The organism is Duganella levis (genome assembly GCF_009857605.1).
Lineage (GTDB): Bacteria > Pseudomonadota > Gammaproteobacteria > Burkholderiales > Burkholderiaceae_D > Rugamonas > Rugamonas levis.
In genome coordinates, this window is sequence record NZ_WWCT01000016.1 from 1 (window position 1) to 15056 (window position 15056).

Genomic DNA, 15056 nt, shown 5'->3' on the forward strand with positions numbered 1-15056 from the left:
CCGACGCTGGCGCCGACCGAAGGCGAACCGTTATAGGCGCTGCCATTGGTGGCGCCGCCGCCGGCGCCCCCCGCCGCGCCATTGCCACCATAACTCGTGCCGCCTGCCGCGCCGGTGCCTGTAGCGTTGCCGCCGGTGGCGACCCCGCCCGTCCCGCCATAGCCGACGCCGCCATTGCTATTGCCCCAGTTGCCGGCACGGTTGCCGATATCCTGCACGGTGTTATTACCGACCGTGCCGGTCAGCGTGGTGGTGGCGTCGGCACTCGACTGGTTGTAAGCATTACTGAGCGTCGACGTAGCGGCGCCGCCGTTGTTGGCCGCCACGCTGCCGAGCGCGGTGGCGGTGGCGGCACCGCTGCTGTTGTTGTTATTGTTCTTGTTGCTGCTGTCCTGGGTTGCACTGGCATTGTCGGTAGCGTGCGCTCCGGCGCCGGACTGCGTGGTGGCGGTCTGTGCATAGGCCTGTGCGCTGAAAGCCAGCGCGATGGCGGCTCCGATCAGTGATTTGTTCATAGTTACTCCTGCCTGAAGAATGATAGAAAGTGAATGTGGTTGCGCATGGAGACCTTTCTCCCGCCCATACGGCTTTTGCAACCTTGGTGCCAGCAGCGGCAAGGCTTTGATATCAAATGAGAAGCTGGCCAGCGACCTGCCCGCGCCACCTGATTCGCGGCATAAAACGTCACAGCGCTGTGACAACGCGGGTGTTCGCGGCCTGCTCACTCACTCTCCACAGCGGTGTAACGGTCCTGTGACGGCGCACTGATCCCATGCTTGGCCAATAGGCGGTACAGCGTCATACGCGAGACGCCGAGGTCACGCGCGGCCAGCGTAATGTTGCGGCCGGCGCGCAGCAGGCTGGCGTCGATGGCGTCGCGTTCGGCGCGGATGCGGGCGTCGTCCAGCTGCACCGGCGCGCGCGCCGGGGCTGCCGTGGCCAGGCCCAGGTCCTGCGGCAGGATCAGGCGCCCCTCGGCCATCACCATGGCGCGGCGCACGCGGTTGATCAACTCGCGCACGTTGCCGGGCCAGTCGTGCTCGCGGATCGCCTGCGCGGCGCGGCTGCTGATGCCTTTCAGGCGCGGCGCCCGCTCGCTGGAAAAGGTATGGAAAAAATGTTCGGCCAGCGGCAGCAGATCTTCCTTGCGCTCGCGCAGCGGCGGCACATCCAGCGCCAGCACATTCAGGCGGTAGTACAAATCCTCGCGAAAGGCGCCGCGCTGCACCGCCTGCGGCAGGTTGACATGCGAGGCGGCGATCACGCGCGCATCGACCGCGATGCTGCGCGTGCCGCCGACGCGGTAAATGGTCTTCTCCTGCAGAAAGCGCAGCAGGTTGGCCTGCAGTTCCAGCGGCAGGTCGCCGATTTCATCGAGGAAGATGGAGCCGCCCTGCGCGCTTTCGATCAGGCCGCGCTTGTCGCGCGCAGCCCCCGTAAAGGCGCCGCGCTCGTGGCCGAACAATTCGGACTGAATCAGTTGCGCGGGAATCGCGCCGCAGTTGATCGGCACAAACGGCCCCTTGCAGCGCGGCGACCGCGCGTGCACGGCCTGCGCCGCCAGCTCCTTGCCGCTGCCGCTCTCGCCCCAGATCAGCACCGGCGCGCTGGCCGCCGCCACCTTGACGATCTGCCGCTGCAGGCGCGTGATGGCGGCGCTCTGGCCGGTCAGCGTGGCATCGTCATCGGCGCGCGGGGTGGCGGCGTGGGCCCGCAGCGCCGCCATACCGAGCGCATGACCCAGCGCATGGCGCAGCCGCTGGTGGTCCAGCGGCCAAGTATGGTAGTCGCTGCAATGATCGCGCAGCAACTGGCGCCACGCCGGGCGCTCCAGCGCAGCGGGCGGCAGCACGGCGATCCAGTGCAGCGTCCAATGATCGAGCAGGAAGGCGCCGAGCTCGGCGCAGTTGTCGCTCTCGCGCACCAGCAGCAGGCCGACGGCGCAGCCGCGCGCCTTCAAATGACGGCGCGCGTCGGCCAGCGTCTCCGCCCGCGCCACCGTCCAGTCTGGCGGCAAGCCCGGCTCGCCGACGCCCACGCAGAGTATCGATTTCGTCGTCATGTGGCGTTGGACGCGAAATGATGTGAAAAGTTCAAGGCTTGCCCCACCGCCGAGGCCAATATAGAATGCGCGCTGCTTTTTAAGCAGGCGGATAACAGCCTGTCAATAGTGCATAAAGCCTAAAACAACAACTGGGTGGTGTGAGATGAGTGATTTTGAATTGAAACCGGCTGCGTTGCCGAGCTGGCCGCAGCGGGCCTCGCTGCGCGTGCTGAATCTGTTCGGCTGGCGCATGCTGTACCGCCCCTTGCCCGGTCCGCGCGGCATCATGGTGGTGTATCCGCACACGTCCAACTGGGACTTCTTTGTCGGCCTGTTCGGCAAGTGGGCGCTGAACCTGCCGTTCCGCTGGCTGGCCAAGGACTCGCTGTTCAAATCGCCGCTGGGCGGCTGGTTCCGCGCGCTGGGCGGCGAACCGGTCGACCGCAGCGCGCCGCAAGGCATGATCCGCTCGCAGGCCGAACGCATCAACGCCGCCGACTGGTACTGGCTGGCCATCACGCCGGAAGCGTCGCGCAGCTACCGCCCCAACTGGAAGAGCGGCTTCTATCACCTGGCGCTGGAAGCCAAGGTGCCTCTGTGCCTGGTGTATATCGATTATCCGAACAAGACCCTGGGCGTGGTCGATCACCTGCATTTAAGCGGCGACCAGCAAGCCGACATGGCGGCGATCCGTGCCATCTACGCCGGCCACCAGGGCCTGTATCCGCAAAACCAGGCGCCCATCGAGCTGCAGGAACGCCGCACCGAAGAGCGCAAATAAGTCTTACGCCGTCGCCGCCAGCATCACGCCGGTGGCGGCAATCGCCGCGCCCGATGCCTTGACCGCCAGCGCCGGGCTGACGCGGCCCAGCAGACTTCCGCCATACACCAGCAGCAGGCTGGCCGCCAGCAGACCGGCCGCGCTGATCGCCTGCGGCAGCTCGTGACCGTGGGCGTTACCGTGCAGGACGGCGAACACGCTGACCATCACCGCGCCGGCCGCCGCCGGCAAACGCACCGCCGCCACCAGCAACACGCCCATCAAGGCCACCGTCAATCCGATGCCCGTTTCCAGGCCGGGAATGCTCAAGCCCAGCGCGCCGCTGGCCATGCCGATCAACAGCATGCCGACGAAGGTGGCCGGCAGCCACTTGGCGTTCGGCTGGCGCACGCTCCAGGCGCCCACCGCCAGCATCGCCAGCAAGTGATCGAGGCCGGTGAACGGGTGCGCAAAACCTTGCAGGAAGCCGTGCGTGTGCGCGCCGGCGCCGGGGTGCGCCAGGGCGCTGGTGCTGGCAGTGGCCAGCGCGACGAGTGCGACGGCGGTGAGTGTTTTTTTCATGGTCTCTCCTTTATTGGTCCAGCAAGCCTTGTTGGCGGATGTAGTCGATGACGGTGCTCACGCCTTCGCCGCTGCGCAGATTGGTGAACACGAATGGACGGTTACCGCGCTGCTGCTTGGCGTCGCGCGCCATCACGTCCAGGTCCGCGCCGACGTGCGGCGCCAGGTCGGTCTTGTTGATGATCAGCAGATCGGAACGGGTGATGCCCGGACCGCCCTTGCGCGGGATCTTCTCGCCGCCGGCGACGTCGATCACGTAGATGGTCAGGTCCGACAGTTCAGGGCTGAAGGTGGCGGCCAGGTTGTCGCCGCCGGATTCCACCAGGATCAGGTCCAGGTCCGGGAAGTCGGCCTGCATGCGGGCGATGGCTTCCAGGTTGATCGAGGCGTCCTCGCGGATCGCGGTGTGCGGGCAGCCGCCGGTTTCCACGCCCATCAGGCGTTCGGCCGGCAAGGCGTCCGCGCGCAGCAGGATCTCCATGTCCTCTTTGGTGTAGATGTCGTTGGTGATGACGGCCATGTCGTAGTGGTCGCGCATGCCCTTGCACAGCATTTCGCACAGGGCGGTCTTGCCCGAGCCTACCGGGCCGCCGATGCCGACGCGGAGTGGATTGGATGTCGTCATGTTTGCTCTTTCAGGATCTGTATAAACGGCTGTATTGAACTTCGTGCTGCATCGACAGCAGCGACAGGCCCGGCGCCCAGTTGCACATATCGTCGTCGCTGACGGTCTGCGCATAGCGGGCGGCGGCTTCGATGTCGGCGCGCAGCGACAGCAGCATGCGCTGGCCGGCCACCTGCCCCAGTGGTACGGACTTGACGCACACCAGCACCTGGTTTTCCGCCCACGCGAACAGCATCGCCAGCAGCGCCGCGTCGTGCGGGATGTTTAAAGCGGCGACGGCGCAGCTGAAGGCGGTCGGCAGTGCGACTTCGGGTGCGCCTTGCAACTGCGCCAGCATGTCGGCATCGGTAATGCCTAATTCGGCCACCAGCTTGGTGAGCGAGTAGCCCATCTGGATAGTCTCGGCGCGGAATTCGCTGCTGTCGCGCGAGGCGATAAATTTTTCGCTCCAGTCGCTGACGGCCTGCCAGTCGCGCCGCGACCAGGCTTGCATCAGGCGCCAGGTGACCGGGGCTTCCCATTGCGCCACCACTTCGTGCAGGTGACGCGCGATCCAGGCGCGGGCGGTATCGGCGTTGTGCACCGTGCCGCTTTCCAGCGCCGCCTCCAGCCCTTGCGAATAGCTGTACGCGCCAATCGGCAGGGCCGGACTGGCGAATTGCAAAAGGTTGAGCAGCGCGGCGGCCTGCATTTATTTCGGGTCGCTCGGACGGTGGATCCTCTGGCGCAGTGGGATCGGCGCCAGCGGACCTTGTCCGTGATCGTGATGGTGGCCATGGCCGCCGCCATACGCGCCGGATTCCGGCTCGAACGCCGCCTGCTCTTCCACCACCGTGGCGCCCAGGCCGGCCAGCATCTCCTTCAGCACCGCATCGGCGCGGATGCGCAGGAAGCCGTCGCCCACCTGCGCCTGCGTGTGGCGGTTACCAAGATGGAAAGCGCAGCGCAACAGCGCGTGCGCATCGGGACACGTGACTTTGTAAGTCGGTTCCGGCGCGGCGACCACGCGGATCACGCGCTGGTCTTCGCCGGTCAGCAGGTCGCCGTCGCGCAGCACGGTGCCGCGCACGGTGAACACGGCCACCTCTTCGCCGCTATCCAGCGTGGCGCGTAGACGGCACTTCTCCCGCAGTTCGTATGGCAGCACCAGTTGCGCGGCGATGGCCTCGGCATGTGCAATTTTGGTGTGTAGTGTCAGCATGATCAGAACAGGAAATAGCGCTGCGCCATCGGCAGCACGGCGGCGGGTTCGCACACCAGCAACTCGCCATTGGCGCGCACTTCATAGGTTTCGGGATTGACGTCCATCTTCGGCGCCAGGCTGTTGTGGATCATGTCGGACTTGCGCAGCGCGCGCATGTTCTTGGCCACGATCAGCGTCTTGTTCAGTTTCAGCGCGTCGCCGATGCCGGCGTCATACGCCGCCTGCGACACGAAGGTGAACGACTTCTTCAAGCCGCCGCCGTAGGAACCGAACATCGGCCGGTAATGCACCGGCTGCGGCGTCGGAATCGACGCATTCGGATCGCCCATCAGCGCGGCGGCGATCATGCCGCCTTTTAAAATCATCTGCGGCTTGACGCCGAAGAAGGCCGGCTTCCACAGCACGATATCGGCGATCTTGCCCACTTCCAGCGAACCCACCGCATGCGCAATCCCGTGCGTGATGGCCGGATTGATGGTGTACTTGGCGATGTAGCGCTTGACGCGGAAGTTGTCGTTGCGCGAAGAATCCGGCGCCAGCGGCCCACGCTGCACCTTCATCTTGTGGGCGGTCTGCCAGGTGCGCATCACCACTTCGCCGACGCGGCCCATGGCCTGCGAGTCGGACGACATCATCGAAATCGCGCCGAGGTCGTGCAGGATGTCTTCTGCGGCGATGGTCTCGCGGCGGATGCGCGATTCGGCAAACGCCACGTCCTCGGTAATCGCTGCATCCAGGTGATGGCAGACCATCAGCATGTCCAGATGCTCGTCCAGCGTATTGACCGTGTAAGGACGCGTGGGATTGGTCGACGACGGCAGCACATTCGATTCGCCCACCGCCGCGATGATGTCCGGCGCATGGCCGCCGCCCGCGCCTTCGGTGTGGAAGGTGTGGATGGTGCGGTCCTTGAACGCCGCCAGCGTATCGGCCAGGTAGCCGCCTTCGTTCAGCGTGTCGCTGTGGATCGCTACCTGGATGTCCATCTTGTCCGCCACCGACAGGCAGTTGTCGATCGCGGCCGGGGTGCTGCCCCAGTCCTCGTGCAATTTGAGGCCGATGGCGCCGGCGCGTACCTGCTCTTCCAGCGGCGCCGGCAGGCTGACATTGCCCTTGCCGAGAAAGCCCAGGTTCATCGGGAACGCATCGGCCGCCTGCAGCATCGAATGCAGATGCCACGGTCCCGGCGTGCAGGTGGTGGCCGAGGTGCCAGCCGACGGCCCGGTGCCGCCGCCGATCATGGTGGTCACGCCGCTCATCAGCGCTTCCTCGATCTGCTGCGGGCAGATGAAGTGGATGTGCGTGTCGACCCCGCCGGCGGTGACGATCATGCCCTCGCCCGCAATAATCTCGGTGGCGCCGCCGATGGCCATCGTCACATCCGGCTGGATGTCCGGATTGCCGGCCTTGCCGATGGCGGCGATCATGCCGTTCTTTAAACCGATATCGGCCTTGACGATGCCCCAATGGTCGATGATCACCGCGTTGGTGATCACCGTATCCATGACGTCGGCGGCGACGCGCTGCGACTGGCCCATGCCGTCGCGGATCACTTTGCCGCCGCCGAATTTCACTTCTTCGCCGTAGGTGGCGTAGTCCTTTTCAATTTCGATAAACAGTTCGGTATCCGCCAGCCGGATGCGGTCCCCCGTGGTGGGACCGAACATTTCGGCATAGGCACGGCGCGAGATTGTAGCCATGAGAGCCTTTTAGCTTTTTGGTGGTGTGGTGAGCTTGCCCATTACTTTGCCGTTGAAGCCATAGACTTCCTGGTCGCCGTCCAGCGTCACCAGTTCCACGGTGCGCTGCTGGCCCGGCTCGAAACGCACGGCGGTGCCGGCGGCGATGTTCAGGCGTTTGCCATAGGCCTTCCAGCGCTCAAGCTTGAGCACCGAATTGACTTCAAAAAAATGAAAGTGCGAGCCGATCTGCACCGGACGGTCGCCCTGGTTGGTGACCACGACAGAAATGGTTTCGCGCCCCACGTTGAGGGCGATCTCGCCCTCTTCAAGCTTGTATTCCCCTGGGATCATGATGAACTCCTTTATGGAATGGGATTGTGGACAGTCACAAGCTTGCTCCCGTCGGGGAACGTCGCTTCGACCTGGATGTCAGGGATCATTTCGGGAATACCCTCCATGACGTCGGCGCGCGTGAGAATGCGCGCGCCGTCGGACATCAATTGGGCGACAGTCTTGCCGTCGCGGGCACCTTCCATGATGGCGCAGGTGATCAGCGCCACCGCTTCCGGGTAATTCAACTTCAGGCCACGCGCAAGGCGGCGTTCCGCCACTATGCCCGCGGTAAAAATCAACAACTTATCTTTTTCGCGTGGAGTCAGGTCCATGTCGTTTTTCTCTTTCGGCTCTTTCAGGTTTGCCAGATGCGCGGCGTGACGGCCTCGCGCTCCAGCAGATGCGGACGCACGCGGCGCCATACATTCAGCATCAGGCGACGCGCGGTTTCGCTGTCGTCGCCCAGGTGACGTGCCACCAGCACGCCTTTCGTCTGCGTCACGCCGAAAACATGCTCGCCATCGGCGGCAATGTCGGCGCGGATCTCGTTTAATACAGCAGCCGGCAGAGGCTTGCCTGCGGCGGTCAGCGTCGCGCACACGGTGCGGCCGTTGAGCGCCAGCGGACTAGCCAGGCGGCCGCCGAGCATGTCGCCCTGCTCCCACCAGATCAAACGCCCTTCGCGGCGGATACTGCTGCGCTGGCGAATCCGGCCGCTATTAAATACCTCGCCCGAACCGCGCCGGCCCATGCACAGGATCTCGCAGCCGATGAAGGTGGCGCCGGCCGCCAGTTCCACATGCTGGTCCAGCACGACGTCGGCGGTGTCGAAGAAGATGGTTTCCTGCGGCAGCCACTCCAGCGCCGCGTCCTGGTTCACATGCAGGTGCACCGACTGGCGCGACACCTTGCCGTTGGCCTGATACCACTTGGCCGCGCCGGGCGTACTAATAAAGGCATGCGCGCGGTCGCCGACGCCGATGTCGATTTCCAGCTGGTCGCCGCCCACCACGCCGCCCGGCGGATGGACGATGATGGCCTGGCACACCCTGGCGTCTTCCGGATACAGCGCCTTCTGCACCCGCAGCGGGCCGTAGTGCAGCTTGTCCAGCAGCCGCGTGGTGCCGGCGTCATCCGCAAAACCGAGCGTCAGGCTGGCCTGCCAGGCGCTGCTGCTGGCGGCAAGGTCACGCAGTACGGTGCAATCGGGCATAAAACCACGCAGAAGAAATAATGTTCAGTCCTATGCAATCGGCGTGCCAGCTGAAAGCGGCCATACGGCAGATCGCCTGCACCGTTACGCTGCGCAGCGCACCAATATGGTGCAATCAGTCAAAACCGCTGCAAGTAAAAGGATTCTCGCGTCCGGCAAAAAGCCGCTGTTGTAAAAAAGTGCCGTCGGGCAAATAAATTTTGCGTTTTCTACGCCGGCAAAAGTATTGCCTCACGTAACAAAAGCAGGTTTTTTACTGTTGAGGAATAATGGATTTCATTGAAGCGCGGAAATAAAAGTTGTCGAGATAGCGCTGAAACAAACATCATCACTTACTTAAAAGGAGAGCATCATGATCAGCAAATCCGTTTCCCGCATAGGCCTGGTTGCCGCACTCAGCGCCACGCTGCTGCCACTCCTGAGCGGCGCCGCCGTCTACAGCAACGGCAGCAAAACCTCGACCTTCGATGTCACCCTGAAGATCATCGCCGACTGCACCATCGCCGCCACGCCGCTGGACTTCGGCCAAAGTCAGGGTGTGCTCGCCAGCAACGTTAGCGTCAATACCTCGCTCGCCGTCACCTGCACCAACACCACGCCATACAACATCGGCCTGAACGCAGGTACGGTCGCCGGTTCCACCACCTCGGCGCGCCTGATGGCAGGCACCACCGCCGGCAATACCTCGACCACCGTCGCCTTCAATCTGTACCAGGCCGCCGGCACCACCAACTGGGGTAATGTGCAAGGCACCGACACCAAATCGAGCACCGGTACCGGCGTCGTGCAAACCCACACCGTGTATGGCGTTGTTCCTGCACAAGCCACGCCGCAGCCAGATACCTATAAATCGACGATCACCGCGACCGTCTACTTCTAAGCCATACCCTTCTTTCCGCCGCCAGCCCTATCAGCAGCTGACGACGCGACACAGTATCTCCCCAGCGCCCAAGCCCGCGCTAAGTTTTCCCCCAGTCTTTCCCAATCCCGCCCCAGCGTAGCGGCAACGATCTATCTATAGCCCTCACTGGAGAATCACCATGGCACGCCACGTCCTCACCCGCATCGCCGCCGCCGCAACCGTCATCGCCATGCTTGCGCCCATGATCGGCGGAGCCGCCGTGTACAGCAATGGCAGCAGGACCAGCAACTTCGATGTGACGCTGACCATCATCGCCGACTGCACCATCGCCGCCGCACCGCTGGACTTCGGCCAGTCGCAGGGCGTGCTGGCTTCCACGGTATCGGCCAACAGTTCGCTGCAAGTCACCTGCACCAACACTACCCCCTACAATGTGGGCCTGAATGCCGGTACGGTATCCGGGTCCAGCACCTCCGCGCGCCTGATGGCCGGCACCACCGCCGGCAATACCTCCACCACGGTCGCCTTCAACCTGGCCATGACGGCCGGCGGCGGCAACTGGGGCAACACCCAGGGCACGGACACCAAATCGGGCACCGGCACCGGCTCGGTACAAACGCTGACCGTGTATGGCTCCGTGCCGGCACAGGCCACGCCGCAGCCGGACACCTACAAATCCACCGTCACCGCCACCGTGTATTTCTGATTCTTGAACCCGGCGCAAGGGAGCTTTGATCCCGCAGCGCTTGGTCTGCAACGGTGTGATCCCCATACTGTCTGCTTCTTGTATTCATTCGGGAGCAGCACATGAAAGTATTCGTTACCGGCGCCGCCGGCTTTATCGGCGGTTCGATTGCCGCAGGCCTGGTCAAGGCCGGCCATGAAGTAGTTGGCCTGGTGCGCAAGCCCGAACAACTGGACGAAGTGAAGAAGATCGGCGTCACCGGCGTGCTGGGCGCGCTGACCGACCGCGACCTGCTGATCGCGCAGGCGCAGGCGGCCGACGCCGTCATTAACGCCGCCAGCAGCGACAACCGCGCGGCGGTGGAAGCCTTTATCGACGCGCTGGCCGGCAGCGGCAAGGTATTCCTGCACACCAGCGGCTCCAGCATCGTCGGCGACGCCTCGGGCGGCGAAGGCACCGACCAAATCTACTACGAAGACAATCTGCCCGCGCCCACCGAGGACAAGGCCGCGCGCGTGGCCATCGACAACCTGGTGCTGGACGCGGCCAACAAGGGCGTGCGCTCGGCGGTGCTGTGCAATACGCTCATTTACGGCCACGGCGCGCTGCCGCGCGATTCGGTGCAGCTGCCACGCCTGCTCAAGCAGGCGCGCAAGAACGGCGTGGTGCGCCACGTGGGGCCGGGGCGCAATATCTGGTCGAATGTGCACATCGATGACGTGGTCGACCTGTACCTGCTGGCATTGGAAAAAACCGAAGCCGGCGCCTTCTATTTTGTGGAAAGCGGCGAAGCGTCGTTCGGCGAGATGAGCGCGGCGATCGCCAAGGCGCTGGATCTGGGCCCGGCGCAGGACTGGCCGCTGGAACTGGCCAAGGAAGAATGGGGTTATGAAATGGCCTCGTACGGCCTCGGCTCCAACAGCCGCGTGCGCGGTGAACGCGGCCGCAAGCAATTGGGCTGGCAGCCACATCGCCCGCCAGTGCTGGACTGGATCGCGGGCGATATGCTGCGCGGCTAATGCCTTAGTGGACTGGCGTGTAGGTCAGTCCAAACATCTCGGCATATTCGGCCATCGGCGGCAGGCCGATCGCGCGCCGCCGATCGTCGACGTGGGCCTCGTCTTCAATCGGCTCAAACTGCAACGGCGTGCCGCCCAGCTGCGAGCCGTAGATCTGCGGCTTGCCATCGGCGATACGGATACGGTCTTCCAGCAGCGCCAGATTATTGCCACGCGCATCGCCGCGTTGGACCGCATCGCGCAACAGCGGCAGGTATTTGCGCTGGGTGTCATGATCGGCGTGCTGCACGACCAGGAAAGCGGTCTGCGACGCGGCGCCGGCGAAACGCAATCCCGGCCAGCCGAAGGCGTCGATGATCTCTGTCAGACGTTTGGCGTTGGCGACGTCGATTGCAGTCTGCTGCTTCCATTCCTCCGGCGTCAAATCGCCCTGCACCGAGCGGCCGCGATACAACTGGTCGCTTGCGGCCATCGCCTCCAGATCCCGCACCGCCTTGGCACGTTCCGCACTGATCGGCGCCTTGCTGAACACGACGTCCTCGCCAAACAGGATGAACGATTGCCCGCCATCTGGTATCAGGCGCGCCTGCACATTTCCCGTCAGGTGACGGCTGGTCGCGTCGCTATCGACATGATTGGCCTGGGCGCTCAACTCGGCTTTGGCGCCGATGGCAAAGATCATGCCGCCGACCGGCTTGCCGTCGGCATAGAACGACACGGTGGTTTGTGTCAGGTCGTCCTCTGCCCGGCCGGACAGCGCCACGCCGGCCAGCAAGCCAATCAGCAGGATGCGTGGATACAGGGTCATTGTGCTGGCTGCGGGGCTGGCTGTGGAACTGCTTGTGGCGCCGGTTTGGCTTTCAGGCTGTTGAGCACACCCGCCGGCACCTCGATCGCCTTGCCGTTGACCGTCACCTTGCCGTCCTTGATGTCGATCACGGTGCGCAGTTCGTCCTGCACCACCACGCCAAAGCCGCCGCTGACGGTTTTGCCGACCACCATGCTGACGACCGCATCGGCGCCGGCGTCGATCTGCTTGGCCGCATCCGGTAACGACGGATCGACCGATTTGCCGGCGAAGACGCGCGCCACATCGCGCACCAGCGCCACCGGCACCCGCACTTCAAAGTGCGCCACAATTTTCTTCATCAGCGCGTTGAAGTTGCTGAAATCGGCCTCCACCACTTTCTGGAAACTAACGCGGCCCTTCAGCGACGCCACATTGCCATGATACGCGGCGCTGATGTCGTCGATGAACAGCGTAGCGCCGGCGGTGACCATGCGCTTGCCGAAATCCGTCATCGTCTTCAGGGTGCGCTTTTTCTCAGCCTCGTTTTCCATGTCCGCGCCCTGCTGATCGCGCAGTTGCCTGGTCAGGTCCGCCAGCGCCTTGACCGGCACATTGGTGATATGCATCGCAAAGTTGCTGCGCTCAACGCGCTCGTCGCCAAAGACAATCGCCTTCACCGAATTGCTGTAGATGATTTCCGCCATAGCGCCACGGCGACGCACATCCGACTTGCCTTCGATACCCTCGAAGCGCATCGCTTCCTTGATCTCGCTGCTGCCGGGCGCCGAGTCGCGCACCACCACGCTGCCCACCTTGATCAAGGCCGTGCCATAGCCGACATTATCGGCGCCATACACAGCCCTGGTGGTCATGCCGATATCGTTGATGCTGAGCGAGCCGCCCGGACGCGTCACCATCAGCGACGGCCAGGTGCTGTCCGTGTTCAAGGCGCGGCCAGCCTTGTCGGTCGAGAGTTTCAACGCCATCTCGGTCCAGCTGAAATCGGTGCCGTTGCCTTGCAGGTAGGTGTACGGCGCCAGGCCGCCGACGTAGTTGATCTGCCCCTTGGGGCCGCCCGCCACGCGCTGGATCGCGAACGGCCGCTCGGTACCGAAGATCTCTTTCAGCTTGGGCTGCAGATCAGGCGAAAACTGGAACTTGGTGTACAGCTCCAGCATCTTGGCGACATTGACTTCCTTGCCCACGGCGACCTGCCACTCTTTCTGCGCGGCGCGCAGCGTGGCGGTGGTTTCCGGCTTCATGATTTCCGGCAGCTTGGGCGGCGCGGCCGGCGTCGCTGGTGCTGGCGCTGGAGTTGCTGCGGGCGCCGCGTCCTGGGCGTGGGATGGGATGGCCAGCACGGCGCTGGCCATGGCTACTGCAAGAAGAGTCTTTTTCAAGGTGTGAACCGGAGAGAGTGTCGAAAGGTATGGTATTTTAATTAAACAATCTCTCCGGAAATACACACATTGTCACTCCAGGTCGGGATACGGGCTCTTGCCGCCGTCCGCGATAAACTGGTCGATGCGCGCCTCCAGCACCGGCAGCGGCACGGAACCCAGTTGCAGCACGGTGTCGTGGAAAGCGCGGATGTCGAACTTTTCGCCCAGCGCCTTCTCGGCCTTCTTGCGCGCGTTGATGATGCTCATCTCGCCCAGGTAGTAGGACAGCGCCTGGCCCGGCCACGAAATGTAGCGGTCCACTTCCGTTTCGATCTCGTGGTCGGACAGCGCGGTGTTTTCATGCAGGTAGTCTTGCGCCTGTTTGCGCGTCCAGCCCTTGCTGTGGATGCCCGTGTCGACCACCAGGCGCGATGCGCGCCAGGCCTGGTAACTGAGCATGCCGAAGGTTTCATACGGCGTCTCGTAGATGCCCATCTCGGCGCCCAGACGTTCGGTGTACAGCGCCCAGCCCTCGCCGTAGGCAGAGATGTAGGCGTTGCGGAACGGCGGCCGCCCCTTCTGCTCCATCGCGATCGGCATCTGGAAGGCGTGGCCCGGCGCCGATTCGTGCAGCGTCAGCGCCGGCATGCTGTACAGCGCGCGCGCCGGCAGGTTGTAAGTGTTGACCAGATAGACGCCAGGGCCGCCACGGCCCGAGGTGTAGAACGGCGCCTGGTCGTCCGGCACCGGGATCACCGCAAAGCGGCGGCGCGGCAGGTAGCCGAAGTATTGCGACACCTTGCCGTCGAACTTCTTGGCCACCCAGGCGGAGCGCATCAGCAACTCGTCCGGCGTCTTGGCGTAGAACTGCGGATCAGTGCGCAGGAAGTGCAGGAAGGCCGGCAGGTCGCCCTTGAAGCCGACCTGCTTGATCACGTCCTGCATCTCGCCGCGAATCTTGGCCATTTCGGCGATGCCGATCTGGTGGATCTGGTCCGCGCTCATCGACGTGGTGGTGAATTCGACGATCTTCGATTGGTAATAGGCTTTACCGTCCGGCAGGCTCTCGGCCGCCAGGTCTTCGCGCGACTTTGGCACATACTCTTCGCGCATGAACTTCAACAGCGCCTGGTGCGCTGGAATGACGTCGGTGGCGATGACCTTGATGGCCTGCTGGCGCAACTGCTCCTGCTTGTCGGCCGGGATCGAGGCCGGCATGGTTTTGAACGGCAGGTAGAACACGGTGTCCTGCGGCGTTTTGGCGTCGGTCACGGAAGTGATCGAGCCATCGCGGCCACTCAGCGTGACCTTCGGCGGCGTGAAGCCGCGCGCCAGGCCCACGCGCATGTTGGCGATTTCGTCGTTGAAGTAGCGCGGCACGTCGGCCAGCTGCTTGAGGTAATCGCGGAACTCCACTTCCTTGGTCATCGAGCGGCGCGCAGTGCCGGCCATGTTGGACCAGAACGCGGTATCGGCGTTCAGCGGCTTCTCATAATCCTTGAACTGCTGGGCCGCGATGAAGGCGGCAATCTGCGCCTTGTACACCTGGTAGTTGATACGCTCCGGCGGCGACAGGCGCGCTTCCTTGATGCCGTCCAGCTTCTTCATCACGTCCTGCCAATAGGCCAGGCGCTTGTTCTGCGTGGCCAGATCGACGCGCGGCAGCGACACCGAAACGCCGCTGTCGTCATCATCTTCGCCATCTTCCATTTTCTGGCTCAGGCGCCATTTCCATTCCTGGGTGTAGACCGCCTTGAACTGGGCGTCCGACGGACCGGCTTTGACGGCCGGCGCTGCGGTGGCAGCAGAGCCGAGACACAACAACATGCAGGCACCGGCGATGGCGGTGCTGAACTTCTTTTCCATAACACTCCA

16 protein-coding genes and 1 pseudogene are annotated in these 15056 nt (G+C 63.7%); 4 read left to right on the plus strand and 13 right to left on the minus strand.

Annotated features, from left to right (window positions below; translation table 11 throughout):
• Positions 1-515: pseudogene (locus GTP69_RS18685) on the minus strand (hypothetical protein); the annotation flags it as partial.
• Positions 516-721: 206 nt separating this feature from the next.
• On the minus strand, positions 722-2062 hold the full coding sequence (locus tag GTP69_RS18690) for a sigma-54 dependent transcriptional regulator (RefSeq protein WP_161056276.1): 1341 nt from the start codon (positions 2060-2062) through the stop codon (positions 722-724).
• A gap of 145 nt (positions 2063-2207) precedes the next feature.
• Here GTP69_RS18690 and GTP69_RS18695 point away from each other — a divergent pair, with 145 nt between their 5' ends.
• Positions 2208-2825 carry a 1-acyl-sn-glycerol-3-phosphate acyltransferase gene (locus GTP69_RS18695; RefSeq protein ID WP_161056277.1) on the plus strand — a complete coding sequence of 206 codons (618 nt, stop codon included), beginning with the start codon at positions 2208-2210 and terminating at the stop codon, positions 2823-2825.
• A gap of 3 nt (positions 2826-2828) precedes the next feature.
• Here the strand turns inward: GTP69_RS18695 and GTP69_RS18700 are convergent, their stop codons facing one another.
• From GTP69_RS18700 to GTP69_RS18735, 8 genes are read right to left on the minus strand one after another with little or no spacing between them, the layout of a single operon-like run.
• The gene (locus GTP69_RS18700) at positions 2829-3386 is read right to left on the minus strand and encodes a HupE/UreJ family protein (RefSeq protein ID WP_161056278.1); all 558 of its coding nucleotides are present in this window, start codon (positions 3384-3386) and stop codon (positions 2829-2831) included.
• A 10-nt stretch (positions 3387-3396) separates the two neighbouring features.
• Positions 3397-4011, minus strand: coding sequence for an urease accessory protein UreG (gene ureG / locus GTP69_RS18705; protein WP_110848181.1), 615 nt, complete (start codon positions 4009-4011; stop codon positions 3397-3399).
• Between the two features lie 10 nt (positions 4012-4021).
• Complete coding sequence (locus tag GTP69_RS18710) at positions 4022-4702, minus strand: urease accessory protein UreF (protein ID WP_161056279.1); 681 nt, start codon at positions 4700-4702, stop codon at positions 4022-4024.
• Positions 4703-5212, minus strand: a complete 510-nt coding sequence (gene ureE / locus GTP69_RS18715) for an urease accessory protein UreE (RefSeq protein ID WP_161056280.1) — start codon at positions 5210-5212, stop codon at positions 4703-4705.
• A 2-nt stretch (positions 5213-5214) separates the two neighbouring features.
• Positions 5215-6915, minus strand: coding sequence for an urease subunit alpha (gene ureC, locus GTP69_RS18720; protein WP_161056281.1), 1701 nt, complete (start codon positions 6913-6915; stop codon positions 5215-5217).
• A gap of 9 nt (positions 6916-6924) precedes the next feature.
• The gene (locus GTP69_RS18725; protein WP_161056282.1) at positions 6925-7248 is read right to left on the minus strand and encodes an urease subunit beta; all 324 of its coding nucleotides are present in this window, start codon (positions 7246-7248) and stop codon (positions 6925-6927) included.
• Between the two features lie 11 nt (positions 7249-7259).
• On the minus strand, positions 7260-7562 hold the full coding sequence (locus GTP69_RS18730; RefSeq protein ID WP_161046610.1) for an urease subunit gamma: 303 nt from the start codon (positions 7560-7562) through the stop codon (positions 7260-7262).
• Between the two features lie 23 nt (positions 7563-7585).
• On the minus strand, positions 7586-8443 hold the full coding sequence (locus GTP69_RS18735) for an urease accessory protein UreD (RefSeq protein ID WP_161056283.1): 858 nt from the start codon (positions 8441-8443) through the stop codon (positions 7586-7588).
• A 352-nt stretch (positions 8444-8795) separates the two neighbouring features.
• Between GTP69_RS18735 and GTP69_RS18740 the strand changes: the two genes are divergently transcribed.
• The 3 genes from GTP69_RS18740 to GTP69_RS18750 all read left to right on the plus strand — a co-directional run bounded on the left by GTP69_RS18740 (position 8796) and on the right by GTP69_RS18750 (position 11009).
• Positions 8796-9323 carry a Csu type fimbrial protein gene (locus GTP69_RS18740; RefSeq protein WP_161056284.1) on the plus strand — a complete coding sequence of 176 codons (528 nt, stop codon included), beginning with the start codon at positions 8796-8798 and terminating at the stop codon, positions 9321-9323.
• A gap of 160 nt (positions 9324-9483) precedes the next feature.
• Entirely contained in the window at positions 9484-10011 is a 528-nt protein-coding gene (locus GTP69_RS18745; protein ID WP_110848189.1) for a Csu type fimbrial protein, read from the plus strand.
• Between the two features lie 101 nt (positions 10012-10112).
• Positions 10113-11009, plus strand: coding sequence for an NAD-dependent epimerase/dehydratase family protein (locus GTP69_RS18750; RefSeq protein WP_161056285.1), 897 nt, complete (start codon positions 10113-10115; stop codon positions 11007-11009).
• A 4-nt stretch (positions 11010-11013) separates the two neighbouring features.
• Here GTP69_RS18750 and GTP69_RS18755 read toward each other — a convergent pair whose 3' ends face one another.
• From GTP69_RS18755 to GTP69_RS18765, 3 genes are all read right to left on the minus strand, one after another.
• The gene (locus GTP69_RS18755; protein ID WP_161056286.1) at positions 11014-11817 is read right to left on the minus strand and encodes a DUF6624 domain-containing protein; all 804 of its coding nucleotides are present in this window, start codon (positions 11815-11817) and stop codon (positions 11014-11016) included.
• Positions 11814-13199 carry a DUF945 family protein gene (locus GTP69_RS18760; RefSeq protein ID WP_161056287.1) on the minus strand — a complete coding sequence of 462 codons (1386 nt, stop codon included), beginning with the start codon at positions 13197-13199 and terminating at the stop codon, positions 11814-11816. The genes GTP69_RS18755 and GTP69_RS18760 overlap by 4 nt, the downstream gene beginning before the upstream one ends.
• Before the next feature lie 72 nt (positions 13200-13271).
• Positions 13272-15047 (minus strand): DUF885 domain-containing protein, encoded by a 1776-nt coding sequence (locus GTP69_RS18765; RefSeq protein WP_161056288.1) that lies wholly within the window; start codon positions 15045-15047, stop codon positions 13272-13274.
• Positions 15048-15056 lie beyond the last annotated feature (9 nt).